Origin of the sequence: Blastococcus capsensis (genome assembly GCF_030165005.1) — a bacterium.
In the GTDB taxonomy this organism is placed as follows: domain Bacteria; phylum Actinomycetota; class Actinomycetes; order Mycobacteriales; family Geodermatophilaceae; genus Blastococcus; species Blastococcus capsensis.
In genome coordinates this window covers 76,888-99,291 of record NZ_JASNNW010000007.1, presented here as the reverse complement: position 1 = coordinate 99,291, position 22,404 = coordinate 76,888, and the positions used below count along the sequence as shown (strand labels likewise).

General features: G+C 74.1%; 24 protein-coding genes. 17 read left to right on the top strand and 7 right to left on the bottom strand.

Annotation, left to right across the window (positions count from 1 at the left end):
• Positions 1-26 precede the first annotated feature (26 nt).
• Positions 27-1,073, bottom strand: a complete 1,047-nt coding sequence (locus QOZ86_RS07980) for a phosphotransferase family protein (RefSeq protein ID WP_284491423.1) — start codon at positions 1,071-1,073, stop codon at positions 27-29.
• A 290-nt stretch (positions 1,074-1,363) separates the two neighbouring features.
• Here QOZ86_RS07980 and QOZ86_RS07975 point away from each other — a divergent pair, with 290 nt between their 5' ends.
• The 6 genes from QOZ86_RS07975 to QOZ86_RS07950 all read left to right on the top strand — a co-directional run bounded on the left by QOZ86_RS07975 (position 1,364) and on the right by QOZ86_RS07950 (position 5,436).
• Complete coding sequence (locus tag QOZ86_RS07975; RefSeq protein ID WP_284491422.1) at positions 1,364-1,663, top strand: DUF4193 domain-containing protein; 300 nt, start codon at positions 1,364-1,366, stop codon at positions 1,661-1,663.
• A gap of 133 nt (positions 1,664-1,796) precedes the next feature.
• Positions 1,797-2,684 (top strand): hypothetical protein, encoded by an 888-nt coding sequence (locus tag QOZ86_RS07970; RefSeq protein WP_284491421.1) that lies wholly within the window; start codon positions 1,797-1,799, stop codon positions 2,682-2,684.
• A 153-nt stretch (positions 2,685-2,837) separates the two neighbouring features.
• Complete coding sequence (gene dut, locus QOZ86_RS07965) at positions 2,838-3,344, top strand: dUTP diphosphatase (protein ID WP_284491420.1); 507 nt, start codon at positions 2,838-2,840, stop codon at positions 3,342-3,344.
• Between the two features lies 1 nt (position 3,345).
• A complete protein-coding gene (locus QOZ86_RS07960) occupies positions 3,346-4,113 on the top strand; it encodes a DUF3710 domain-containing protein (protein ID WP_284491419.1) in 768 nt (255 codons plus the stop codon).
• 65 nt (positions 4,114-4,178) lie between these two features.
• Positions 4,179-4,556, top strand: coding sequence for an OB-fold nucleic acid binding domain-containing protein (locus tag QOZ86_RS07955; protein WP_284491418.1), 378 nt, complete (start codon positions 4,179-4,181; stop codon positions 4,554-4,556).
• A 64-nt stretch (positions 4,557-4,620) separates the two neighbouring features.
• Positions 4,621-5,436, top strand: coding sequence for a DUF3159 domain-containing protein (locus tag QOZ86_RS07950; protein WP_284491417.1), 816 nt, complete (start codon positions 4,621-4,623; stop codon positions 5,434-5,436).
• A gap of 78 nt (positions 5,437-5,514) precedes the next feature.
• On the opposite strand, the gene QOZ86_RS07945 is transcribed toward QOZ86_RS07950, so the two are convergent.
• Both QOZ86_RS07945 and QOZ86_RS07940 read right to left on the bottom strand, forming a co-directional pair.
• Entirely contained in the window at positions 5,515-6,189 is a 675-nt protein-coding gene (locus tag QOZ86_RS07945; RefSeq protein WP_284491416.1) for a potassium channel family protein, read from the bottom strand.
• Positions 6,189-6,857 carry a potassium channel family protein gene (locus QOZ86_RS07940; protein WP_284491415.1) on the bottom strand — a complete coding sequence of 223 codons (669 nt, stop codon included), beginning with the start codon at positions 6,855-6,857 and terminating at the stop codon, positions 6,189-6,191. Before QOZ86_RS07940 ends, QOZ86_RS07945 begins: the two co-directional genes overlap by 1 nt.
• A 172-nt stretch (positions 6,858-7,029) precedes the next feature.
• Between QOZ86_RS07940 and QOZ86_RS07935 the strand changes: the two genes are divergently transcribed.
• Together QOZ86_RS07935 and QOZ86_RS07930 are read left to right on the top strand one after the other, a co-directional pair.
• The gene (locus QOZ86_RS07935) at positions 7,030-9,066 is read left to right on the top strand and encodes an APC family permease (protein ID WP_284491414.1); all 2,037 of its coding nucleotides are present in this window, start codon (positions 7,030-7,032) and stop codon (positions 9,064-9,066) included.
• A 94-nt stretch (positions 9,067-9,160) separates the two neighbouring features.
• Positions 9,161-10,456, top strand: coding sequence for a class I SAM-dependent RNA methyltransferase (locus QOZ86_RS07930; protein WP_284491586.1), 1,296 nt, complete (start codon positions 9,161-9,163; stop codon positions 10,454-10,456).
• A 9-nt stretch (positions 10,457-10,465) separates the two neighbouring features.
• On the opposite strand, the gene QOZ86_RS07925 is transcribed toward QOZ86_RS07930, so the two are convergent.
• Positions 10,466-10,690: a DUF6968 family protein gene (locus QOZ86_RS07925; RefSeq protein WP_284491413.1), complete on the bottom strand. Its 225-nt coding sequence runs from the start codon at positions 10,688-10,690 to the stop codon at positions 10,466-10,468.
• Between the two features lie 87 nt (positions 10,691-10,777).
• Between QOZ86_RS07925 and QOZ86_RS07920 the strand changes: the two genes are divergently transcribed.
• From QOZ86_RS07920 to QOZ86_RS07905, 4 genes are all read left to right on the top strand, one after another.
• The gene (locus QOZ86_RS07920) at positions 10,778-11,008 is read left to right on the top strand and encodes a DUF4177 domain-containing protein (protein WP_284491412.1); all 231 of its coding nucleotides are present in this window, start codon (positions 10,778-10,780) and stop codon (positions 11,006-11,008) included.
• Between the two features lie 80 nt (positions 11,009-11,088).
• Positions 11,089-11,457 carry a hypothetical protein gene (locus QOZ86_RS07915; RefSeq protein ID WP_284491411.1) on the top strand — a complete coding sequence of 123 codons (369 nt, stop codon included), beginning with the start codon at positions 11,089-11,091 and terminating at the stop codon, positions 11,455-11,457.
• A gap of 107 nt (positions 11,458-11,564) precedes the next feature.
• Entirely contained in the window at positions 11,565-13,490 is a 1,926-nt protein-coding gene (gene dxs / locus QOZ86_RS07910; RefSeq protein WP_284491410.1) for a 1-deoxy-D-xylulose-5-phosphate synthase, read from the top strand.
• Positions 13,487-13,849: a thiamine-binding protein gene (locus tag QOZ86_RS07905; protein WP_284491409.1), complete on the top strand. Its 363-nt coding sequence runs from the start codon at positions 13,487-13,489 to the stop codon at positions 13,847-13,849. The genes dxs and QOZ86_RS07905 overlap by 4 nt, the downstream gene beginning before the upstream one ends.
• Before the next feature lie 119 nt (positions 13,850-13,968).
• On the opposite strand, the gene QOZ86_RS07900 is transcribed toward QOZ86_RS07905, so the two are convergent.
• Positions 13,969-14,127, bottom strand: coding sequence for a hypothetical protein (locus QOZ86_RS07900; RefSeq protein WP_284491408.1), 159 nt, complete (start codon positions 14,125-14,127; stop codon positions 13,969-13,971).
• Positions 14,128-14,296: 169 nt separating this feature from the next.
• Between QOZ86_RS07900 and QOZ86_RS07895 the strand changes: the two genes are divergently transcribed.
• The 3 genes from QOZ86_RS07895 to QOZ86_RS07885 all read left to right on the top strand — a co-directional run bounded on the left by QOZ86_RS07895 (position 14,297) and on the right by QOZ86_RS07885 (position 17,645).
• A complete protein-coding gene (locus tag QOZ86_RS07895; RefSeq protein WP_284491407.1) occupies positions 14,297-15,394 on the top strand; it encodes a sugar ABC transporter substrate-binding protein in 1,098 nt (365 codons plus the stop codon).
• Positions 15,395-15,541: 147 nt separating this feature from the next.
• On the top strand, positions 15,542-16,348 hold the full coding sequence (locus tag QOZ86_RS07890) for an ATP-binding cassette domain-containing protein (protein WP_284491406.1): 807 nt from the start codon (positions 15,542-15,544) through the stop codon (positions 16,346-16,348).
• 10 nt (positions 16,349-16,358) lie between these two features.
• Positions 16,359-17,645, top strand: a complete 1,287-nt coding sequence (locus tag QOZ86_RS07885; RefSeq protein ID WP_284491405.1) for a sugar ABC transporter permease — start codon at positions 16,359-16,361, stop codon at positions 17,643-17,645.
• Positions 17,646-17,804: 159 nt separating this feature from the next.
• On the opposite strand, the gene QOZ86_RS07880 is transcribed toward QOZ86_RS07885, so the two are convergent.
• Positions 17,805-18,956, bottom strand: a complete 1,152-nt coding sequence (locus tag QOZ86_RS07880; RefSeq protein WP_284491404.1) for a ribonuclease D — start codon at positions 18,954-18,956, stop codon at positions 17,805-17,807.
• A gap of 219 nt (positions 18,957-19,175) precedes the next feature.
• Positions 19,176-19,805 (bottom strand): DUF3000 domain-containing protein, encoded by a 630-nt coding sequence (locus QOZ86_RS07875; protein WP_284491403.1) that lies wholly within the window; start codon positions 19,803-19,805, stop codon positions 19,176-19,178.
• A gap of 105 nt (positions 19,806-19,910) precedes the next feature.
• On the opposite strand from QOZ86_RS07875, the gene hemE reads away from it, so the two are divergent.
• Positions 19,911-21,005 (top strand): uroporphyrinogen decarboxylase, encoded by a 1,095-nt coding sequence (gene hemE, locus QOZ86_RS07870; protein ID WP_284491402.1) that lies wholly within the window; start codon positions 19,911-19,913, stop codon positions 21,003-21,005.
• Entirely contained in the window at positions 21,002-22,375 is a 1,374-nt protein-coding gene (hemG, locus tag QOZ86_RS07865) for a protoporphyrinogen oxidase (protein ID WP_284491401.1), read from the top strand. Before hemE ends, hemG begins: the two co-directional genes overlap by 4 nt.
• The last annotated feature ends 29 nt before the right edge of the window (positions 22,376-22,404 follow it).

Sequence of the window (22,404 nt, the reverse complement as noted above, 5' to 3'; positions counted from 1 at the left end):
CCGAGCTTAGGGGGCCGCAGGGGGTCTCAGATCGAACCGTCCTCCAGCGCGGCGCGTCCCAGCGCTACGCACGGGGCGATCCGTTCCGCGTAGCCGCTGGTGTCCTTGCCCGCCATCGCCCCGGCGGCCGACCGGGCCAGGATGCCCGCGATGATCGCGGCGAACTTGAAGAAGCCGAAGGCCACGTACCAGTTCAGGACCGACAGATCGGTTCCGGTGCGCGCTCCGTAGCGATCGGCCACCTCCCGCCTGGTGGGGAAGCCGGGCAAGGTCGTGACCGGGCTCTGCGAGGAGGGTCGGTTCTCACCGGCCTCCGGCCAGTAGACGAGCATCATCCCGAGATCGGTGAGCGGATCCCCCAGGGTGGACATCTCCCAGTCGAGGACCGCGGCGATCCGGCCGGGCGAGGTCGGGTCGAGCAGGCAGTTGTCGAGCCGGTAGTCGCCGTGCGTGATCCCGGGCCGCTGGGTGACCGGCACCGTCTCGGCCAGCCGCGCCGCCAACGCGTCGAGGTCCGGGCGGTCGCGGTCGCGGGTCGCCTCCCACTGCGTCGTCCAGCGGCGGACCTGGCGCGCCACGAAGCCCTCCGGCCGGCCGAAGTCGGCCAGCCCCACGGCGGCGGGGTCCACCGCGTGCAGGTCGCCCAGCGTGTCGACGAGCGCGTCGCCGATCGCCCGGCGCTCGGCAGGGGTGTCGGCGTACCCGGCCGGCAGCTCCCGCGCGACGTGCACCCCGGCGACCCGTTCCATCACGTAGAAGGGCGCGCCGAGCACCGCGGGGTCCGTGCACAGGTGCAGCGTCCGGGGCACCGGCACGGGCGTCGGCCCGAGCGCGGAGATCACCCGGTGCTCGCGCGCCATGTCGTGCGCGGTGGCCAGCACCGCGCCGGTCGGTGGGCGGCGGAGGATCACCGCGGCGTCGGGCGGACCACCTTCCGGCGTCACCACGTACGTGAGGTTGGACATGCCTGCCGCGATCAGGTCGATGGTCACCGATCGCCAGCGCTCGTGCCCCAGCGCAGTGGCCAGGTAAGGGCCGACGACGGCTGGATCGGCACCCGGGAAAGTCGCCACGGCGGCAGGGTAACCTCTGGCGCTCCCCAGCCCACCCGACCGTTCCCGGCGCCCGATGTGTCACCTCTCCGGAGGCGGGCACAAATCGGTGCCGGACGGCGTTGGGGGGCTGCTGGCTCCACCGCGAGGAGGAGCCGGCGAGACGTGGACGGGCGCCCCGGCAGCGGGCTGCTCCCACACCGACCACCGATCGCCCACCGGCGACCGGCCCAGGACGACGGCGCGCACCCCGCGTCGCGTCAGACGAGCGGGCACGACGCCCGCGACGACCCCGGAGGAGGGGCACACCCATGGCCACCGACTACGACGCCCCGCGCCGCAACGAGACCGACGAGCTGGGGGAGGACTCGCTCGAGGAGCTCAAGGCACGCCGGGCCGAGGCCCAGTCGGCGTCGGTCGACGTCGACGAGACCGACTTCAACGAGAACCTCGAGCTCCCGGGCGCCGACCTCTCGAACGAGGAGCTGACCGTCCGGGTCCTGCCCAAGCAGGAGGACGAGTTCACCTGCTCGCGCTGCTTCCTGGTGCAGCACCGCAGCCGGTTGGCCGCCACCCGTGGTGACCAGGGGTTCTGCCGCGACTGCGCCTGAGCGGACCCCCTTGCTCCCCGCCGCTCGCAAGCTCGCGGCGGAACCCTGCAAGGGGGCCGTTCCAGCGCGGTCACTCGGCTCGGCGCGGCCCCTGAAGGGTGGCGGTTCCAGCCGTGACGAGAAGGGACGACCGATGACCGGAGGCCCGCGTACCGGCGCGCCGCGCGACGTCCCGGCCCCCCGGCCGGTGCCGGCTGCGCCGGCGCCGACCGGAGCCGAGGACAGCCCGCTGGCGCGCGCCGGCCGGGCGGTCGCCGAGGCGGTCGCCGGCCTGGCCGGCACGGGTGCCCAGAAATCCGCGGGCGGTGGGCTGCGGGACGTCGTGGGGGCCCTCGCCGGGGCGGTGGCCGGTGCCTTCGGCAGTGGGTCCGCGGCAGCTGGAGCGCCCGGCGCGCGCCCGGAGGAGCCCGGCAGCACGGGCGTCGCCGACGATCGCAAGCCGGGCGCGCTGCTCGGTGACCTGCTCGCCACCGCGGTCCCCCGCCTCCCGATCCGCGACGGTGCCCGGCTCCGTGCGGCTCATCCTGGGGCGTCCGACGAGGAGATAGCCGAGGCGCTGGTCCAGCGGGCCGCCCGGGTGACCTCCGGGATCGGCGCCGCCACCGGCGGGTTGTCCGCGGCGCACTGGTTCGCACCGCCGTCCCTGCTCGCCGTCCCGCTGGAGCTCGGGGCGGAGACGGTGCTCGTCGCCGCCGTCGAGGTGGTGCTCATCGGGGAGCTGCACGAGCTGCACGGCCGGCCGGCGGCCGGCGACGCGGCCGAGCGGGCGCAGGCCTATCTGCGCAGCTGGTCCGAGCAGCGCGCCGTCGCCGGTACGCCGGGTGCGGACCTGGGGTCCCTGCTGGGAACCGCCGGTCTGCGGGCCCTGCGCCGCCGGATGACCCGGCGGCTCGCGGGCGCGGTGCCGTCGGCCGCCCCGCTGCTCGTGGGGGCCGCGCTGTCCAGCCGCGGCAACCGGCGGGCCACCGAGTCGCTCGCCCGCCGCATCCTGGCCGACCTGCGCCGGCCTCCGGCCTGTTGAAGGACCCCGTCCTCCTCACCCCCGCAGGCTCGGGGCGAGCCTCGGGACGCGGCCTGACCGTCCTCCCCACCCTTCGCACGCTCAGGGCGGGCCCCGGGGCGGGGCCGCCCCGCCGCACGGTGGGAACGGGGTGGCCCTTATAGGGTCGCGGTCGTGCCCGAACCCTCCGCCGAGCTGGACGTGCCGGTCCTGCTGACCGTGCCCGACGGAGCCGTTCCGCGCTATGCGCTGGCCGGCGACGCCGGCGCCGACCTGACCGCGGCCGAGGACGTCGAGCTCGCCCCGTTCGAGCGGCGGCTGGTCGGCACGGGGGTCGCCGTGGCGATCCCCGAAGGCTATGCCGGCTTCGTGCACCCCCGCTCGGGGCTGGCGCACCGGCTGGGCCTGAGCATGGTGAACGCGCCGGGGACCATCGACGCGGGGTACCGGGGCGAGATCAAGGTCAACCTCATCAACCTGGACCCGGCCACGCCGCTGCGGCTGTCCCGCGGTGACCGCATCGCCCAGCTGGTCGTCCAGCCGGTGACCCGGGCGCGCTTCGTGCCCGTGGCCGAGCTGCCGGCCAGCGAGCGCGGTGCGGGTGGCCACGGCTCCACCGGCGGGTACCGGGCGGCGGCGCCCGGGTCCGGCGACACTCCAGCACTCGAGGGGCGGAACTGACATGCCGTTCGGACGGCGCCGCAATCGGATCGACCGCAGCCTGCGGGAACGCGGGGTCCCGCCGGAGCCGCAGCAGCGGGTCCGGGACATCCCGGAGACGACCGGGCCGTGGGACGAGGCCGACGCCCCGGACGACGGCGTGAACCGCATCGATCTCGGCGCGATCCGGCTGCCCGCGCTGCCGGGCATGGATCTGCGGGTGGAGCTCAACCAGCAGCAGAAGGTCATCGGCGCGACGCTGCGGCACGGCGGTTCCCTGCTGCAGGTCGCGGCGTTCGCGGCCCCTCGGGTGACCGGGATCTGGGACGACGTCCGCGCCGAGCTCGCCCGCACCGCCTCCGGCCAGGGCGCGTCGCTGCGTGAGGTCGAGGGGCCGTTCGGCATCGAGCTGGCCGGGACCGTCGTCGCCGCGCTGCCGCCGCAGCCCGGGCAGCCGGCCGCGCAGCCGGTCCGGCGGCCGGCCCGCTTCCTGGGGGTCGACGGCCCCCGCTGGTTCCTGCGGGGTCTGCTCAGCGGCTCGGCTGCCGAGGACGGCGAGGCGGAGGCCGCGGCGCTGGAGACGGCGTTCCAGGGCATCGTCGTCGTCCGGGGGAACGAGCCGATGCCGGTTCGTGAGCCGCTCCCGCTGACCCTCCCGGCGCAGGCCGCGGCGCAGCTGGCCGCACAGCAGGTGGCCCAGCAGGCGGCGCAGCAGCAGGCGGCGCAGCGGCGGGCGGTCCAGCAGCAGGCGCAGCCGCCGGCCGACGGCCCGGCTCCCGACGCCGGCTGAGCGACGCGACGCAGCCGACACCCGTCGCGGCCGCCTCTGCGGCGCACCGCACTACGCTGGTCGGTGTGACGGAGACCCGATCGGCGGGCTGGTGGTCGCGCACGATGCAGCGACTCACCGCCGACGACCACACCATCGACGCCCAGCAGCTGCGGGCCGGCACGGCCAGCGCCGGCTGCGAGTCGGTCAGTTCCTGCCGCAAGGGTGCGGTGGTCACGGTGACCGGCCGGCTCAAGTCGGTCGTCTACACCCCCCGCGAGACCGTGCCGACGCTGGAGGCCGAGCTGTTCGACGGCTCCGGATCGGTGACGCTGGTCTGGCTGGGGCGGCGCCGCATCCCGGGGATCGAGCCCGGACGGTCGCTCACCGCGCGAGGCCGGTTCGCCGCGTTCGACGGCCGCCAGGTCATCTACAACCCCTGGTACGAGCTCTGTTCCGGCTGACCCGGGCACGGCGGGGAACTCCCGCCGCGGGCGGGCCAGGAATCGTGGGACAGAGGGGACGAAGGTGACCGCAGCAGGTCCGCCGGCCGGTGACGACCAGGACCACCGGGCAGACCCCGGTGCGGACGCACCCCGCTCGATGTTCGCCCGCGAGGAGCTGCTCAGCCAGCTCGGCGGCTGGCGGGGCATGGTCGACGCCACCCTTCCCACGCTCACCTTCGTGGTGGCCAACGGCATCGGCGGGCTGCGGACCGGCATCTGGGCGGCGGTGGGTGCCGCGGCGCTGGTGTTCGTCCTGCGGCTGGTCCGCCGGGAGAGCACCCAGCAGGCGGTCAGCGGCCTGTTCGGGGTCGCGATCGCCGTCGCGATCGCCGCGGCGTCGGGGGAGGCCCGCAACTTCTACGCCCCAGGCATCATCCGCAACGCCGGCATCGGCGTGGTGCTGCTCGTCTCGGTGCTGGTGCGCTGGCCGCTGGTCGGGGTGGTCGCCGAGTTCCTGTCGCCCAGCCACCTCGGCGGCCTGGCCGCCGGTGGGGTTGCCGGGTTGCGCGGCAAGGGTGGTGCCGGGGCGCCGGTCGACGGGCCTGCCGATGGTGGCGGCCGGCCGCGGAGCGCCGACCCGGTGCCGGAGCGGCACTGGCGCGAGGACCGGCGGATGGTCCGCACCTACTCCTGGCTGACGGTCCTGTGGGCCGGCACCTTCCTCCTGCGGGTCGCCGTGCAGGGCCCGCTGTACCTGGCGGACGAGGAGGACCTGCTCGGCGTGGCCTCGATCGCGCTCGGGCTCCCGGTGACCGCGGTCGCGCTCCTGGTCACCCTGTGGGCCGTGTCCCGGCTGCACCGCCACCGCGCGCCGTCGGTCGACGATCCCCCCGCCTGAAAGAGGACTCTCCTGTCCCTCACCGCTCGCACGCTCGCGGCGGGACCCTGCAGGAGGGCCGTCGACAGGGATCCTCGTTCAGGTGCGGCCGGGTCCCTCCGGGGCGAACACGTGCTGCAGCTCCTCCTCGGTCTCGCCGTGCGAGACGAACAGCAGCTCGTCCCCGCTCTCCAGCGGCTCGTCCGGCGACGGGGTGACCACCCGGTCGCCGCGGAGGATCACGGTCAGGACCGTCTCGCGCGGCAACGGGACCTCGCGGAGCGGGTGCCCTACCCACGGGGTGTCGTCGCCGAGGGTGATCTCGACCAGGTTGGCCGCCCCCTTGCGGAAGCTCATGAGCCGGACGACGTCGCCCACGGTCACCGCTTCCTCGACCAGCGCGGCCAGGACCCGAGGGGTCGAGACGGCGACGTCGACGCCCCACGCCTCGGTGTAGAGCCACTCGTTGCGCGGGTCCTTCACCCGGGCGACGACGCGGTTGACGGCGAACTCGGTCTTGGCGAGCAGGGAGACGACCAGGTTGGCCTTGTCGTCCCCGGTCGCGGCGACGACGACGTCGCAGGTGGCCAGCTGGGCCTCCTCCAGCGAGGAGACCTCGCAGGCATCGGCCTGCACCCATTCCGCGCCGGGGACCGAACGGGTACGGACCTTGCGGCCGTCCTTCTCGATGAGCATGACGGTGTGGCCGTTCTCCAGCAGCTCGCCGGCGATGGACCGCCCGACGGCACCGGCCCCGACGATGGCGACGCGCATCAGTGCTCGCCTCCCTGCGGGCCGCGCTCGATGACCTCGTCCACGCGGGTGGTGAGCTCGTCGGTTGCCGCGACGACGAGCTGGTCGCCGTCCTGGAGGACCGTGGTAGGTGTGGGCAGCTGCGCCTCGCCGAAGCGGACGAGCCAGGCGGCGCGCGCGCCGGTGGCCGCCTCGAGGGCGGTCAGCTTCCGGCCGACCCAGCCCTCGGTGACGGTGACCCGCATGAGCAGCACCTTCCCGGTCGGTTCCCGCCACAGCTCGCTCACCTTGACCGACAGGAGCTCGCGCAGGAGGCGGTTCACCGTCCACGGGACGGTCGCCACGCTCGGGATCCCCATGCGCTCGTAGACCTCGGCCCGCTTCGAGTCGTAGATGCGGGCCACGACGTGCTGGACGCCGAAGGTCTCCCGCGCCACCCGGGCGGAGATGATGTTGGAGTTGTCGCCGCTGCTGACCGCGGCGAACGCGCCGGCGGAGTCGATGCCGGCGTCGAGCAGCGTCTGCCGGTCGAACCCCAGCCCGGTGACCTGCCGGCCGCTGAAGTCCGGGCCGAGCCGCCGGAAGGCCGCGGGATCCTGGTCGATCACCGCGACGCTGTGGCCGATCTCTTCCAGGCGCCGGGCGATGGCCGAGCCGACGCGGCCGCAGCCCATCACGACCACGTGCACGTGTCTCTCCCCGCAGGATCCGGTCGCGCAGGCGTCGTCCGCCCGTGCATTCCGGCCGCGAAGCTACACCCGCGCGGCACCCGCGAACCCGTAGGCGGGCCGCTTCCCCCCGTCGGGGCGGGGTGGGCCGAGTCACCCGCACACGGGGCGCCGGCGTCCGTACCATCGCGCCGTGCCAACCCTGTCCGACCTCGGACAACTACCGAAGCGCCTCGTGCTCGGCCGCCCGGTGCGCAGCGACCGCGCCGGGGAGTCGCTGCTGCCCAAGCGCCTCGCGCTGCCGATCTTCTCCAGCGACCCGCTCTCCTCCGTGGCCTACGCCACGCAGGAGATCCTCATCGTCCTGACCCTCGCCGGCACCGCGTACCTGTACCTCACCCCCTGGCTGGCCGCCGGGGTGGTCCTGCTCCTGGCCATCCTGGTGCTGTCCTACCGCCAGGTGGTGCGCGCCTACCCCTCCGGCGGTGGTGACTACGAGGTCGCCCGGCGCAACCACGGCCCGTTCGCCGGGCTCGTCGTGGCCAGCGCGCTGCTCGTCGACTACGTGCTGACCGTCGCGGTGTCGGTCGCGGCCGGCACCGACAACATCATCTCGGCGTTCCCGTCGCTCGACGACCAGCGGGCGCTCATCGCGCTGCTGCTGGTCACCGTCCTGGCGGCGGCCAACCTCCGCGGGGTGCGGGAGTCGGGGCGGGCGTTCGCCGCCCCGACCTACCTGTTCGTCACCGCCATCCTGGTGATGGTCGGCACCGGTCTGGTCCGGTACTTCTTCACCTCCGCGGAGGTCGTGGCCGAGAGCGCCGGTTACGCCGTGACCCCGGACGCCGGCTACGGGGAGGCGGGGGCGCTCGCGCTGGTGCTCCTGGCCGCGCGGGCCTTCGCCTCGGGCTGCACCGCCCTCACCGGGGTCGAGGCGATCGCCAACGGCGTCCCGGCCTTCCGCACGCCGAAGAGCCGCAACGCGGCCACCACGCTCGCCCTGATGGGCGGGCTGGCGGCCGTCATGTTCCTCGGGGTGAGCTCGCTGGCCCTCGTGGCCGGGGTCACCTACACCGACGACGCCTGCAACCTGGTGGGTTTCGCCGACTGCGCGACCGAGCCGCAGCGCACCGTGATCGCGCAGCTGGCCGCGGCCACCTTCGGGGGCTCCTCGGTCGGCTTCTTCGTGGTGCAGGCCGCGACCGCGCTCGTCCTCCTCCTGGCGGCCAACACGGCGTTCAACGGCTTCCCGCTGCTGGGCTCGGTCCTGGCCGAGGACCGCTACATGCCCCGCCAGCTGCACACCCGCGGCGACAAGCTGGCCTACAGCAACGGCATCCTCCTGCTGGCCGGGTTCGCCGGGCTCCTCATCCTGTTCTTCGACGCCTCGGTCAGCCGGCTGATCCAGCTCTACATCGTCGGGGTGTTCACCGCCTTCACGATCGGTCAGTGGGGCATGGTGCGGCACTGGAGCCGGGAGCTGCGCAGCGCGCCGGACCGCGCGGCCCGGTCGAGGATGCGCAGGTCGCAGGCGATCAACCTGGTGGGCGGCTCGTTCACCGGCATCGTCCTGGTGATCGTCGTCGTCACGAAGTTCACCAACGGCGCCTGGCTGGTGATCGCCTCCATGCCGGTGCTCGTCGTCCTCATGAGGGCGATCAACCGGCACTACTGCAACGTGGCCGAGCAGCTGGTCCCCGACGCCGACTCGCGCACGTTGCCCAGCAAGGTGCACGCCGTCGTGCTCGTCTCGAAGGTGCACAAGCCGACCCTGCGGGCGCTGGCGTTCGCGCGGGCCACCCGCCCCGATGCGCTCACCGCGCTGACGGTCAACGTCGAAGACGAGGAGACCCGCGCCCTGCAGGCCGACTGGCAGCGCTTCGACATCCCGGTGCCGCTGACCGTCCTCGAGTCGCCGTACCGGGACGTCCCCCGCCCGGTGCTCGACTACGTCAAGGGCATCCGCCGCGACAGCCCCCGGGAGCTCGTGGTGGTGTTCGTGCCGCAGTACGTCGTCGGCCACTGGTGGGAGAACGTCCTGCACAACCAGACCGCCCTGCGGCTGCGGGCCCGGCTGCAGTTCCAGCCCGGCGTGATGATCACGACCGTGCCGTGGCAGCTGGAGAGCACGGCCGGGCACGAGGACGACGCCCGCCACGACGGCCCGGCCCCGGGCGACCTGCGGCGCGGGCTCACCGACCATCCGGTGGACGTGACGCCGTATGGCTGAAGGACCCCGTCCTCCTCACCCCTCGCAGGCTCGGGGCGAGCCTCGGGACGGGGCCGCCGCTGCCCCCCACCGCTCGCAGGCTCGCGGCGGGCCCCTGCAGCGGGGCCGTTCCAGCACGTCACCTGACCGGGGCCTGGGCTGGACCGGCCGGGAGTTCGAGGTCGAGGTGGGTGCGGTCGCGCACGGCGGGCACTGCGTGGCCAGGCACGAGGAGCGCGTCGTCTTCGTCCGCCACAGCCTGCCGGGGGAGCGGGTCGTGGTCCGGGTGACCGAGGACCGCCACCCCGGCTTCTGCCGGGCGGACGCCGTCCAGGTGCTGGCGGCGGCGCCCGCACGGGTCGACCGGCCGTGCCCGTACAGCGGGCCGGGGAAGTGCGGCGGCTGCGACTGGCAGCACGTCGACCCCACGGAGCAGCACCGGCTCAAGGCCACGGTCGTCCGCGAGCAGCTGGTGCGGCTCGGCCGGCTGGACGCCGCCGACCCGGTCGTGGCCGGTCTCGTCGTCGAGCCGTTGCCGGGCGGCGCGCTGCGCTGGCGGTCGCGGGCCCGGTTCGCCGTCGACCGCACCGGGGCGCCCGGGCTGCGCAGGCACCGGTCGCACGACGTCGTCGTCCTCGACGACTGCCCGATCACGGTGGAGCCGGCCGCCGCCGCGGTCCTGCAGCAGCGCTGGCCGGGGGCCGGGGCCGTGGACGTGTCGATCGACTCGACCGGTTCGGTGACCACCACCCGGCTGGACCGGCGGGGGCGGCCGCAGTCCAGCGAGGTCCGGTCCGCAGGCGAGGACCTGCCGCAGGAGCCGGCCGGCCGCGCCGAGCGGCGCGCGGGGGGCCGGGACTGGGAGGTCGAGGGCACCGGCTTCTGGCAGGTGCACCCGGGCGCGGCGGACGCGCTCGTCGCGGCCGTCGCCGAATGCGCCGCGGTCCGGCCGGGGGAGAGCGTGCTGGACCTCTACGCCGGTGCCGGTCTCTTCGGGGGCGCACTCGCTCCGGCGGCCGGCGAGCAGGGCCGGGTGGTGTGCGTGGAGTCCGACGCGGGAGCGTGCGCGGCGGCCGATGCGAACCTGGCCCACCTGCCGCAGGCGGAGGTGTGGCAGGGCGAGGTGGACGCCGACGGGCTGACCGAGCTGCTCGCCGAACTGGGATCCCCTCCGGACGTCGTCGTCCTGGACCCGCCGCGAGCCGGTGCCGGCCCGGCGGTGAGCCGGCTGCTGGCCGGTACCGGAGCGCGCGCCGTCGTCTACGTCGCCTGCGACCCGGCGGCGCTCGGCCGGGACGTGGCCGCCTTCACCGAGGCCGGGTACCGGCTCGCCGCCGTCCGCGGTTTCGACGCCTTCCCGATGACCGCGCATGTGGAGTGCGTGGCGCTGCTGGTCCCCGTCGGGCAGTAGCCGGCGAGCTCAGCCGCCGGGCCGGAGCGCGACGTAGGACGCCGGGTCCACAGTCAGCCGCAGGGAATCCACGCCGAACGCTCCACCGACGGCGTCGTCCCCGAGCCCGTCGATCCGGTGCGGGCAGAAGCAGTAGCCGCCCGGGAGCGGATCGGGCACCGGTGCGCCGATCCGCACGAACACCGGCGTGCGGGAACCGTCCGCGCCCACTGCATCGAGCTGTCGCTCGGCCACCACCGTCCCGAGCTGCCGGATCGTGATCGGTGCTGCCTCCCGTCCGCTGCCGGCACCTGCGGTACGGCCATTGGATACCGTCTGGAGGTGCCCACATGGGAATACGCCTCGGTCATCACCGCCAACGACGCGGAATCGCAGCGGGCCGGTGTGAGCGTCAAGCTCCCCGGTGGTCCGTCCGAGCGGCAGCAGGGGGACACCAGCTCGGTGCTGAACAAGCTCGGCGCGGAGGGGTGGGAGCTGGTCAGCTACCACTCCAGCGGCGCCGGCTCCTGGGGGTTCGAGCAGTTCTGGCTCAAGCGGCAGATCGGCTCCTGAGCGCGGGCGTCGCAGGGCGGCCCTGAAGATTCGGGCCCCGTCCTCGAACACCCGTTCGACGCGTGCGGCAGAATGGCGGGGTGGACGCGACGCTGCCGCCGGGCTGGCCCGAGGAGGTGCGGCCCCAGGGCGCGCCGGACTGGGAGCGCACCGCGGTCGCCTGGCTGTTCGACCTCGTTCCGCCGGACTACCGCACGCACGAGGTGCTCCGCCGGTATCCGGTGCTGCTCGCCAGGTTCGCCGCCGACCACGTCTCGGCCGGCCTGGAGGCCGCCCGCAAGGGATGGCGCACCCTCCGCGTCGAGCTCGCCGACCAGCTGCCGGCCGAGGCCGTCGAGGCCGCGATGGTCGCCTACGAGCGCGAGGGTGCACGGCTGGCCGCGGCCGCCCGCGGGATCGAGGTCGTGGCGGGTGCGCTCCGCGGCGAGCGGTGGGTCCCGCGGCTGTGAGGTGCATCCGGTCGGACCGCTCGACCGGAAGACCTGGGAAACCGCAGTTACAGTGGGTCGGCGGCTGCCGAGCAGCTGCCGACCGACCGAGAGGACACCGCCGCACCGTGCCGCTCCTGCGATCGCTGCGGGGCCCGGAAGATGTCAGGGCCCTCGAGTCCGAAGCGCTTCCCGCCCTCGCGGCGGAGATCCGTGACGCGCTGGTCACCAGCGTGGCCAAGACCGGTGGTCACCTCGGGCCCAACCTGGGCTGCGTCGAGCTGACCATCGCCATCCACCGGGTCTTCGACTCCCCGCGCGAGCCGATCGTCTTCGACACCGGCCACCAGTCGTACGTGCACAAGATGCTGACCGGCCGGGTCGAGGGCTTCCAGCGGCTCCGCCAGCGAGGTGGGCTGTCGGGTTACCCGAGCCGGGCCGAGAGCGAGCACGACTGGGTCGAGAACAGCCACGCCTCGACGTCGCTGTCCTACGCCGACGGGCTGGCCAAGGCGTTCGCGATCCGCGGTGACAGGCGACCCGTCGTCGCCGTGGTCGGCGACGGTGCCCTCACCGGCGGCATGGCCTGGGAGGCGCTGAACAACATCGCCGCGGCCCAGGACCGCCCGCTGATCATCGTGGTCAACGACAACGGCCGGTCCTACTCGCCGACCATCGGTGGCGTCGCCGACGCGCTGGCCACCCTGCGGCTCCGGCCGGGCTACGAGAACGCGCTGCTCCAGGTGCGCCAGGCGCTGCACAAGGCGCCGGTGGTCGGCTCGGCGCTCTACGACGCGCTGCACGCGATCAAGAAGGGCCTCAAGGACGTCCTGTCCCCGCAGGGCATGTTCGAGGACCTCGGCCTGAAGTACGTCGGCCCGGTGGACGGGCACGACATCGAGACCGTGGAGTCGGCGCTGCGCCGGGCCCGGTCCTTCGGCGGGCCGGTCATCGTGCACGCCGTCACGACGAAGGGCTTCGGCTACCCGCCGGCCGAGACCGACCAGATCGACGCCTGGCACGCCACCGGGGTCTTCGACCCCGACAGCGGCGCCAGCGTCCGCAAGACCGGGCTGGCCTGGACCGACGCGTTCGCCGACGAGCTGGTGCGCGTCGGCGCCGAGCGGCCGGACGTCGTCGCGGTCACCGCGGCGATGCTGCACCCGACCGGGCTGGCGCCGTTCGCGGAGCGGTTCCCGGAGCGGACCTTCGACGTGGGCATCGCCGAGCAGCACGCGCTCACCTCGGCGGCCGGCATGGCGATGGCCGGGCTGCACCCGGTCGTGGCCGTCTACTCGACGTTCCTCAACCGGGCGTTCGACCAGCTGCTCATGGACGTCGCGCTGCACCGCCAGCCGGTCACCGTCGTCCTGGACCGCGCGGGCGTGACCGGCGAGGACGGCGCCTCGCACAACGGCATGTGGGACATGTCGATCCTGTCCGTGGTGCCCGGCCTGCACCTGGCCGCGCCGCGCGACGAGCCGACGCTGCGCGAGGCGCTGCACGAGGCGGTCGACATCGCCGACGCGCCGTCGGTCATCCGGTTCCCCAAGGGTGTGCTCCCCCCGGACATCCCGGCGCTGGAGCGGCGGGGCCCGGTGGACGTGCTGCGTCGCGCGGCCCGGCCGGACGTGTTGCTCGTCGCCGTCGGGTCGATGGTCCCGATGTGCCTGGCGGTGGCCGAGCGGGCCGCCGACCACGGCATCGAGGTCACCGTCGTCGACCCCCGGTGGGTGCTGCCGGTCGCCGATGAGCTCGTCTCGCTCGCGTCGGGCTTCCGGTTGGTGGTCACCGTCGAGGACGGCGGCCGGGCCGGGGGAGTGGGGACCACGCTCACCCAGGCGCTGCAGGACCGCGACTGCGACGTCCCCGTGCGCACCGTGGGCCTGCCGCAGCGGTTCTTCGAGCACGGCAGCCGCGGCCAGGTGCTCGCCGACGTCGGGCTCACCGAGCAGGACGTCGCCCGGCGGATCGCCGAGTGGACCGCCGTCCTCGCCGAGCGTGCGGAGGACCGGGCGGCCGCCGCCGCCCCGGCCGTGGAGGAGCGGGCATGAGCGCGACCGAGCGTGCGAGGTCGCCCGAGGACACAGCATCGCGCGATGAGCGTCCCGACGAGCGCCAGCGAGGAGGGATCCTCATCGCCGAGATCCAGGTGGCGCCCTCGCCGCCCGGCACCGCGGAGAACCCGCACGCGCACGTGGAGGCGGCGATCGCCGTCATCCAGGCGTCCGGGCTCCGCTACGAGGTCGGCGCGCTGGGCACCACGCTCGAGGGTGAGGCCGACGAGGTGTGGGCCACGCTCCGGGCCGCGCACGAGGCCATGCTGGCCGCCGGCGTCACGGCCGGGCTGTCGCACGTCAAGGTCGCCTCGGTGAACCGCACGATGGACAGCCTGACCGCCAAGTTCCGCTGAACCGGCGGCCGGCCGACGATGCCTGCGGGGGTGCCGCGCTGTCGTCGCCGGTACCGCGCTGTGGCGCGGTAGCCGCCACCACATCGCGGTAGCGGCTGGGACGACGAACGCTCAGTGCATCAGGCGGGGAGCGAGGCCATGCCCTGCGGCGGGAGACGCGAACCGGTGACCTTCTCCGAGACGCCGGTGCGGTCGACGTAGGCAGGAATGCCGCCCAGCCGGAACGGCCACCCGGCGCCGAGGATCATGCCGGTCCAGGAGTGGCTGGCGGAGGTCAAGTTACCCTGCGGTAACCGAGCCGCCGGACGGAACCCCACCTTCCAGCGGGGGACCCCGGTATCACGGTCCGGCAACAGCGAGCGGTTGTGCGTTGCGGTGGCGCACGACCGGTGCGCAAGATGACGCGCCGGAATTTATCTGTAACCCCAACGAATAGAGGTCCCCCTCATGGCGCGACGGCGCACTGTGACGACGGCGATCGCAGCAGCCATGGTCTTCGGCCTGGCCGCGTGTGGTGGCGACGACAGCGGTAACGGCGGCAGCGACGGTGGCGACACCGGCGGCGGCGAGGCGGCCGGCAAGGTCGGCGTGATCCTTCCCGACACCGCCTCCTCGGCCCGCTGGGAGTCGGCCGACCGTCCGCTGCTCGAGGCCGCCTTCGAGGAGGCCGGTGTCGAGTACGACATCCAGAACGCGCAGGGCGACGCCCAGCGGATGGCCACCATCGCCGAGCAGATGATCACCGAGGGTGTGACCGTCCTGGCGATCACCAACCTCGACTCGGCCTCCGGTGCGGCGATCCAGCGCCAGGCCGAGCAGCAGGGCGTGCAGACGATCGACTACGACCGGCTGACGCTGGGCGGCGAGAGCGACTTCTACGTCTCCTTCGACAACACCGAGGTCGGCCGGCTGCAGGGCCAGGGCCTGGCCCAGTGCCTCGGCGACGAGCCGGCGAACATCGCCTACCTCAACGGCTCGCCCGACGACAACAACGCCACGCTGTTCTCGCAGGGTGCCCACGAGGTGCTGGACCCGATGGACCAGTACACGGTCGTCGCCGAGCAGGCCGTCCCGGAGTGGGACAACCAGCAGGCCGCCACCATCTTCGAGCAGATGTACACCCAGGCCGGCGGTGACATCCAGGGCGTCCTGGCCGCCAACGACGGTCTGGCCAACGCGGTGGTCTCGATCCTCGGCCGCAACAACGTGGCCGGGCAGGTGCCGGTGACCGGTCAGGACGCCACCGTCGAGGGGCTGCAGAACATCCTCGCCGGCAACCAGTGCATGACCGTCTACAAGCCGATCGCCGAGGAGGCGCAGGCGCTGGCCGACCTGGCCGTCGAACTGGTCAACGGCCAGGAGCCGACGGTCGCCGGCGAGGTGGAAGATCCGGAGGGCAACCGCACGGTTCCCTCGGTCCTGCTCGACCCGGTCTCGATCTTCCGGGACAACGTCAAGCAGGTCATCGACGACGGCTACCAGAGCGCCGCCGACGTCTGCACCGGTGAGTTCGCGGCTGCATGCCAGGAGCTCGGCATCTCCTGAGCCGTCCGGGCCGGGGCACCCGCACAGCGGTGCCCCGGCCGTCTGCTCCTGCCCTGCGGCTCCCGGTGTGCCGGCACCCGCAGGGCGTCAGACTGTCGCCCTCCGGCCCTGTCCCGGGACCGGACCCCTGCAGGAAAGGACGCATCGGTGTCCACAGCGGAACCGACCTCGACGACCACGACCCTCGACCGGCCGACGCTGAGACTGCGAGGGGTCAACAAGAGCTTCGGGGCCGTCCAGGTCCTGCACGACGTCAACCTCGACGTCTATCCCGGCAAGGTCACCGCGCTCGTCGGTGACAACGGCGCGGGCAAGAGCACGCTGATCAAGTCCATCGCCGGCATCCACCCGATGGACTCCGGCACCGTGGAGTTCGAGGGCGAGCCGGTGCAGCTGAGCGGGCCACGCGACGCGGCGCGCCTGGGCATCGAGGTCGTGTACCAGGACCTCGCGCTGGCCGACAACCTCGACGTCGTCCAGAACATGTTCCTGGGGCGGGAGCGCAAGCGCGGCGTGGTCCTCGACGAGGCCTCCATGGAGGAGGCCGCACGGGACACGCTCACGAAACTGTCGGTGCGCACGCTCAAGTCGGTGCGCCAGCTGGTGTCCAGCCTGTCCGGTGGGCAGCGGCAGACGGTGGCCATCGCCAAGGCCGTGCTCTGGGAGTCCAAGCTCGTCATCCTCGACGAGCCGACCGCCGCCCTGGGCGTCGCCCAGACCCGCCAGGTGCTCGACCTGGTCCGCCGGCTGGCCGACACCGGCCACGCCGTCGTCTTCATCACCCACAACATGGTCGACGTCTTCGAGGTCGCCGACCGCGTGGCCGCTCTCTACCTCGGCCGGGTCGCCGCCGACGTCCCCATCTCCGACGTCGACCGGACCCAGGTCATCGAGCTGATCACCTCCGGCCGGTCCGGTGACGTGGGCCTCGCGGCCGAAGACCTCGAGGACTGAGAGGACCGTCATGTCGAGCAACACGCTGACCGCCGCCGAGGCGAGCGGGCCGCACAAGCCGGCCGGGGGATTCGAGGGCGACCGCCAGGACAACACCGTGGGCGGCGTCGTCAAGAGCTACCTGAACAAGCTGCGGGCCGGTGACCTCGGCGCGCTCCCGGCGATCCTGGGCATCGTCGTCCTGGGCGTCCTCTTCACCGTCCTGCGGCCGGGCACCTTCCTGACGCCGTTGAACCTCGCCAACCTGCTGGTGCAGGCGACGCCGATCATCGTGCTCGCGATGGGGCTGGTCTTCGTCCTCCTGCTCGGTGAGATCGACCTGTCCGCCGGCGTGGTCAGCGGCGTCTGCTCGGCGGTGCTGGCCCAGCTGCTGGTCCAGGTCGGGGTCTCCTGGCCGATCGCCGTGCTCGCGGCCATCGCCGCCGGTGCGGTGATCGGCGTCTTCACCGGCAGCCTGGTCGGCATCATCGGCATCCCGTCGTTCGTGGTGACGCTCGCCCTGTTCCTCGGCTTCCAGGGCGTGACCCTGCGGCTGATCGGGCAGGGCGGCACGGTGCCGGTGCGCGAGCCGGTCATCCGCGCGCTGGCCAACGAGAACGTGCCGGTCACGCTCGGCTGGATCCTGGCGGTACTCGTCGCCGTCGCCTACGCCGCGGTCGAGCTGTGGCGCTGGCGCTCGCAGCGTGCCCGGGGTCTGGCGCACCAGCCGCTGGTCATCGTGGTGGCTCGCGTCGTGGTCATCGCCGCGGTCGTCTTCGGTGTGACGGCGCTGCTCAGCGTCGACCGGGCCCTCGCGGCCGCGATCGACCTGGCCGGCATCCCGTACGCCGTGCCGCTGGTGGTGTTCCTGCTGCTGGTGCTCACCTTCGTCCTCGCGCGCACGAGCTTCGGGCGGCACGTGTACGCCGTCGGCGGCAACGCCGAAGCCGCGCGACGGGCGGGCATCAACGTGACCCGGATCCGGGTGGCGGCGTTCGTGATCTCCTCGAGCCTGGCCGCGATCAGCGGCATCCTCGCCACCTCGCGGCTCAGCTCGGTGACGCCGGACGCCGGAGCGGGCAACACGCTGCTCTACGCCGTCGGTGCCGCCGTCATCGGTGGCACCAGCCTCTTCGGCGGCCGCGGGCGGGCCCGGGACGCCGTCCTCGGTGGTCTGGTGATCGCGATCATCAACAACGGCCTGGGCCTGCTGGGCGTGGCCGCGTACCTGAACTTCATCATCACCGGGGCGGTGCTGCTGCTCGCCGCGAGCGTGGACGCGATCGCCCGCCGACGGGCCGCCACGGCCCGACGATGACCCCTGCCGCCCGCCGTGCCCTGCGCCGGCGGGCGGCAGGCGCCCACGACGACGCCGGGAGAACGCGGCGTCGGCTCGCCGATCGGGCACCCGGGCACAGGAACCTATGCATACGTGTCGGGGCACCGATCCGTAGGCACAGGTTCCTATGCCTGCACCTCAGTCGCGGCAGACCGCGTCGGTCAGCACGCCCAGGGTGAGCCCGATCTGCCACTCCCGGGCGCCGCCGGCGCGCAACGCGTCGGCGACCGCCGCGGCATCGGCCGCCTCGGGCGGGCTCCACATGATCCGGCGCACCAGGTCGGGGGAGACGATGTTCTCCACCGGCACGGAGTGCTTCTCCGACAACTCGGCGAGGCCGGCGCGGGCCACCTGCAGCCGGGCGGCGGCTGCCGGATCGCGGTCGCCCCAGCGGTTCACCGGCGGCGGTCCGTCGCCGGGCTTGCTGTGCAGCGGCAGCTCGTCCTCGGGCTGCGCCTTCCCGCGGGCGAGCGCGGTGAACCAGTGCGCCACCATGCGCCGGTTGGCCCGGCCACGGAAGACCGGCAGCTCCAGCAGGGCACCCTCGTTCTTCGGATCGGCCTGCACTGCCGCGACCATCGCCGAGTCGGGCAGCACCCGGCCGGGGGCGATGTCGCGGCGCCGGGCGAGGTCGTCGCGCGCCTCCCAGATGGCCCGCAGCATGCCCAGCTGACGGCGGCTGCGCAGCCCGTGGACGCCGGAGGTCCGCCGCCACGGGTCCTGCTTGGGCGCCGGCGGCCCGGCGGCCAGGATCGCCTCGAACTCCTGCCGCGCCCACCCGGTCTTGCCCTGCTCCTCGAGGATCGCCGCCAGCGCGTCCCGCAGGTCGACCAGCACCTCGACGTCCAGTGCGGCGTACACCAGCCACTCCTCGGGGAGGGGCCGGGTGCTCCAGTCGGCGGCCGAGTGCCCCTTCTGCAGCGAGTACCCGAGCAGCGACTCGACGACGGCGCCGAGACCCACGCGGGGCAGGCCGGCCAGCCGGGCGGCCAGCTCGGTGTCGAACACGCGCGCGGGCACCAGGCCGATCTCGGCGAGGCACGGCAGGTCCTGGTTCGCCGCGTGCAGGACCCACTCGGTGTCGCCGATGGCCTGCTGGAGCACCGACAGGTCGGGCAGCGGGACGGGGTCGACCAGCCCGCTGCCGGAGCCGTTGCGGCGGAGCTGCACCAGGTAGGCCCGCTGCCCGTAGCGGTAGCCGGAGGCGCGTTCGGCGTCGACGGCGACCGGGCCGGTGCCCGCGCGGAGCGCCTCGGCGTACTCCACCAGCTGGGTGGAGGTCTCGATCACCGGCGGAAGCCCGTCCCGGGGGGCGAGCAGCGGGATCGCTTCGGGCGCGTCCTCCGGCGGCTGGGGAGTGGCCTCGGTGCTCAGTTGCCGTCCACCTTCTCGCCGGTTCTCGTCTGTCGGTCCACGCGCTCGGCCGCGGTCCGCCGCGACGCCGCCCGCGGATCCCGGGACGAGGAGCACCGGCGCAGTGGGCTCCGGACCCCTGTGCCAGGAACGATGTTAGAGAGTCTCGCTACCGACCCGGTCGGAGGGACCCAGCAACCGCACGCCGGGGGGCGGCAGGCCGGCCGCGTTGCCGACCACCTCGAGCCAGGCCAGGAGGTGCCGGTCGAGGTCGGTGTCCTCGGCCGTCCACGACGCCCGCATCTCGACGTCGACCGAGTGCTCGGGGCCGGCCAGCTCGCCGAACCGGGTCGACGCGGTGCGGGTGACCGTGCCCCCGACGGTGTGGTGGGCGGCCCCCGAGTCCCCGAGCGCGTCGGTGAGCCAGCTCCAGGCCACCTCGGAGAACATGGCGTCGTCCACCAGCTCCTCGTCCGTCGCCGCGGAGAGGTAGCCGACGCAGCGCATCGTCCCGTGCCAGGCCTCGTGACCCTGCGGGTCGAACAGCACGATGAAGCGGGCGCTGGCGATCTCATCGTCCTCGTCCTCGCCGTCCGGATCGGGCACCCGGGCACCGATCGCATGGGCGAAGGGGGCGAGTCGCTTCGGGGCGGGGATGTGCTCCAGCTCGATCTCCGGCCGGGCCCGCACCGCGGCCAGTGCGTCGAGGGCGGCGCGGAACGCGGCGGGGACGCCGTCGGCATCCCCGCTCTGCTCCTGGGCGCCGGCCAGGTCGCGTGGCTCCACGTCTCGCAGAGTAGGCCGGGAACCAGCACACGGGCGCCGACGCGCCGCACACCCGCGGGATGCGGCGATCGGGCGGCCGGCGGGTGTCTGGGAGGATCGTCGGTCGTGAGTCCCGCTCCCGTGTCGGCGTCCCCGGCCGATTCCGACCTCGTCCGCGCCGCACGTGGCCTCCCGGTGAGCCGCACCCCGGTCTGGTTCATGCGCCAGGCCGGTCGCTCGCTCCCGGAGTACCGCGCCCTGCGGGCCGGCACGGCGATGCTCGCCGCCTGCCAGGACCCCGACCTGGTCACCGAGATCACCCTGCAGCCGGTGCGCCGGCACCAGGTGGACGCCGCGATCCTCTTCTCCGACATCGTGCTGCCCCTGGTGGTCGCCGGGGTGGACATCGAGATCAAGCCGGGTGTGGGACCGGTGGTGGCGAAGCCGGTGCGCACCGTGGCCGACGTCGATGCGCTGCCGGACCTGGAGCCCGAGCGGCTGTGCTTCCTGCAGACGGCGGTCCGTCAGCTGGTCGCCGAGCTCGGTGCGACGCCGCTGATCGGGTTCGCCGGCGCGCCCTTCACCCTCGCGACCTATCTCATCGAGGGTGGTCCGTCGAAGGAGCACGCGCGCACCAAGGCGTTCATGTATGCCGAGCCCGAGGCCTGGTCGCGGCTGCTGCAGCGGCTCTCGGTCTCGGCGACCACGTTCCTGACCGCGCAGGTGGACGCCGGCGCCTCGGCGGTCCAGCTGTTCGACTCGTGGGCCGGTGTGCTCTCGGCGGCCGACTACGCGCAGCGGGTGCTGCCGCACTCGCGGGCGGTGTTCGACGGGCTCGGTGAGGGCCGGGTGGGGGAGGACAGGGTGCCGCGGATCCACTTCGGCGTGGGCACCGGCGAGCTGCTGCCGCTGATCGGCGAGGCCGGGGCCGACGTCGTCGGCGTCGACTGGCGGGTGCCGCTGGACGACGCCGCCCGGCGGGTGGGCTCCGGGCGGTCCCTGCAGGGGAACCTCGACCCCGCCGTCCTGCTGGCCGACCGCGAGACCGTCGACCGCGAGGTGCGCCGCGTGGTGCAGCAGGCCTCGGCCGCCCGCGGGCACATCTTCAACCTCGGGCACGGCGTGCTGCCCGACACCGACCCGGATGTGCTCACCCACGTCGCGGCGCTGGTCCACGAGCTGACCGCAGCTCCGTCCCACCCCACCACCCCGGGCGCATGACCCGGCGCCGCCTGGTCGTGGTCGGGGCCGGGATCACCGGCCTGGCGGCCGCCTTCGAGTGGCGGCGTCGGCGTCCCGACGACGAGATCGTCGTCCTCGAGGCCGGGGACCGGATCGGCGGCAAGCTGCACCGGATCCGGCTGGCCGGGCACTGGTACGACACCGGGCCCGAGGCGATGCTCGCCCGGGTGCCGGAGGCGGTCGGGCTGGTCGAGGCCCTGGGCCTCGGGGACCGGCTGGTCTCCCCGGGCACCACGCAGGCGTCGGTGGTGCTGCCCGAGGGACGGTTCCCGCTGCCGGCCGGCACGGTCCTCGGGGTCCCGGCGTCGGCCGACGGCCTCGACGGCTTCCTCTCCCCGGACGGCGTGGCCCGGGTCCGGGCGGAGGCCGCTCTGCCGCCGCTGGGTGTCGACGGCGACGTCGCCGTCGGCGGGCTGCTCCGCGAGCGGCTCGGCGACGAGGTCGTCGACCGGTTGGTGGAGCCGCTCCTCGGCGGGGTCTACGCCGGGCGGGCCGACGAGCTCTCGCTGCAGGCCACCATGCCCGTCCTGGCCGCGCACCTGGCCACGGAGCGGTCGGTGCTGGCCGCCGCCGCAGCCGCGCGCGAGGCGGGCGACCGGAGCCGGGGCGACGCCGACGGCCCGGTGTTCCGCACGGTCGACGAGGGCATCGGCTCCCTACCGGCCGCTCTGGTCGCCGCCGCCCGCGCCGAGGTGCGGCTGCGCACCCCCGCCCATGCCCTGCGCCGGACGGCATCGGGCTTCGAGCTGTCCGTCGGGCCGACGGCGGCACCCGAGCTGCTGCCCGCCGACGCCGTGCTCGTCGCCGCCCCCGCGGGCAAGGCCGCCCGGCTGCTCGGCGAGGTCGCCCCGGGGGCGGTCGGGCCGCTGCAGGGCATCCCGTACGCCTCGATGGCCGTGGTGGCGATGGCCTTCCCCGCCCAGGACGCCGACGCCGGCTCCGGCCTGCTGGTGCCGCCGGTGACCCGCCGGCTGGTCAAGGGTGTGACGGTGTCGTCGGCGAAGTGGCCGCACCTGGGCGACGACGTGCTCCTCGTCCGCTCCTCGGTGGGCCGGTTCCGCGACGAGTCCGAACTGCAGCGGACCGACGGCGACCTCGCCGCCGCCGTGGTGGCCGACGTCGCCGACCTGCTGGGCCTGTCGCGGCCGGAGCCGGTGGAGACGGCGGTCGTGCGCTGGGGCGGGGGGCTGCCGCAGTACCTGGTCGGCCATCCGGCGCGGGTGGCCGCGATCCGCCGCGCGGTCAGCGACGTACCGGGCCTGGCCATCGCCGGAGCCGCCTTCCAGGGCGTGGGCATCCCGGCCTGCATCCGCGACGCGCACTCCGCGGTCGACGCGCTCCTCGGCTGACCAGCGCACCGGCACGGGTCGACTTCGCC

Coding starts and splice junctions, on each gene's coding strand:
- QOZ86_RS07975 (WP_284491422.1), top strand. CDS start 1,364: ATGGCCACCGACTACGACGCCCCGCGCCGCAACGAGACCGACGAGCTG.
- QOZ86_RS07970 (WP_284491421.1), top strand. CDS start 1,797: ATGACCGGAGGCCCGCGTACCGGCGCGCCGCGCGACGTCCCGGCCCCC.
- QOZ86_RS07960 (WP_284491419.1), top strand. CDS start 3,346: ATGCCGTTCGGACGGCGCCGCAATCGGATCGACCGCAGCCTGCGGGAA.
- QOZ86_RS07945 (WP_284491416.1), bottom strand. CDS start 6,189: ATGCGCGTCGCCATCGTCGGGGCCGGTGCCGTCGGGCGGTCCATCGCC.
- QOZ86_RS07905 (WP_284491409.1), top strand. CDS start 13,487: ATGAGCGCGACCGAGCGTGCGAGGTCGCCCGAGGACACAGCATCGCGC.
- QOZ86_RS07895 (WP_284491407.1), top strand. CDS start 14,297: ATGGCGCGACGGCGCACTGTGACGACGGCGATCGCAGCAGCCATGGTC.
- QOZ86_RS07885 (WP_284491405.1), top strand. CDS start 16,359: ATGTCGAGCAACACGCTGACCGCCGCCGAGGCGAGCGGGCCGCACAAG.
- hemG (WP_284491401.1), top strand. CDS start 21,002: ATGACCCGGCGCCGCCTGGTCGTGGTCGGGGCCGGGATCACCGGCCTG.